1 protein-coding gene is annotated in these 1,118 nt (G+C 37.8%); it reads right to left on the bottom strand.

Translation table 11 applies throughout. The annotated features are described in order from the left end of the window. Window positions 1-7: 7 nt before the first annotated feature. Window positions 8-1,108, bottom strand: coding sequence for a Hop family outer membrane protein HopJ/HopK (gene hopJ, locus I6852_RS07860; RefSeq protein ID WP_197292080.1), 1,101 nt, complete (start codon window positions 1,106-1,108; stop codon window positions 8-10). Window positions 1,109-1,118: the final 10 nt, after the last annotated feature.

Genomic DNA, 1,118 nt, shown 5'->3' with positions numbered 1-1,118 from the left:
TACCCCCCTAAAAACTATAAACATAACTCACATTAAACGCCACAAGGCGTTTGAAAAAGAGGGAAGTGTTTAACCCTTTGCCATGCGTTTCATAAAAGGAATTGACCGCTAAAGGGATCTTTAAGCCCATTTCAAAGCCATTGTGCCTATTGACATTCACACGAACCCCCAAATTCAAAGGGATCTGGAAAAAACTCGTGTGCATTTTAGCCTGATAACCAGTCAAATAATTGTTGATAAAACCCATTTGACTCACCCACATGCCTAAACCACTCCCCACCCACGAACTCCCCGCTAAAGCAAAGCCCACATAAAAACCCACGCTCGAATGTTTTTGTGCATTATCAATGAAATTATAAAGATAGTCTATTCCAAGCCCATAGAGGTGGTTATTCATTTTGCCTAAACCATCAAAGCCGTTACCCACAAAACCAAAGTTAGTGTAACCATAGTCATAGAACAAGTAATAGCGCAACCCTTGATTTTTTTTCTTAGTGAAGAAATGCTTATACCCTACGCTCAAACTCACCCCATACATGCTTGAAACGTTTTTAGAATAAGAGTTAGAATCAAGCGCGTTTAAGGAATTTGAAATTGCAGCGATTTGAGAAGATAAAGAAGAAAGCATGCGGTTTTGAGATTGAGCAAATTGCAATTCTAAATTTTTTAAGTTTTCTGCTAATTCTAAAGGGTTAGTAATGGGTTCTTGCATTTTTTCTAACGCTTGGGCTAGTTTAGGTTGAGATGCAACGCCCCCGCTAAGCATCATTATTTTCTCAATGTTTTGAAGGGTGGATTGGAGGTAGTATTGTTCGGCTTGTATTTCAGTGGGGGTTAATTTGGAGTTGTTTTTTAAAGCGTTGTTGATGTAGTTAAAGGTATTGGGCATGTTTGTGATTTCATTTTTGACTTGATTGAGTTTATAGATTTTGTTTTGAGCGTTAGAAATGATTTGGATGCGTTCTTGATTTAAAAAGGGGTTATTGTGCTCAACGGCATGACTAATGGAATATTCAAACCCCACGCTCGCATACGCCCCATTTTCTTCAGCGATACAATAAGATAAAAATAATAAGGGTAAAGAAAATAAGGTTTTTTGAAATTGCATGGGTGATCCT

The sequence above is a fragment of the Helicobacter pylori genome, from assembly GCF_015904775.1.
Classification (GTDB): Bacteria; Campylobacterota; Campylobacteria; order Campylobacterales; family Helicobacteraceae; genus Helicobacter; species Helicobacter pylori_DM.
Note: the sequence above shows the minus strand (reverse complement) of the source record. Positions and strands in the feature narration are given on the sequence as shown.

Bases quoted from the DNA above. Each gene is read 5' to 3' on its own strand.
- hopJ (WP_197292080.1), bottom strand. From the start codon at position 1,108: ATGCAATTTCAAAAAACCTTATTTTCTTTACCCTTATTATTTTTATCT.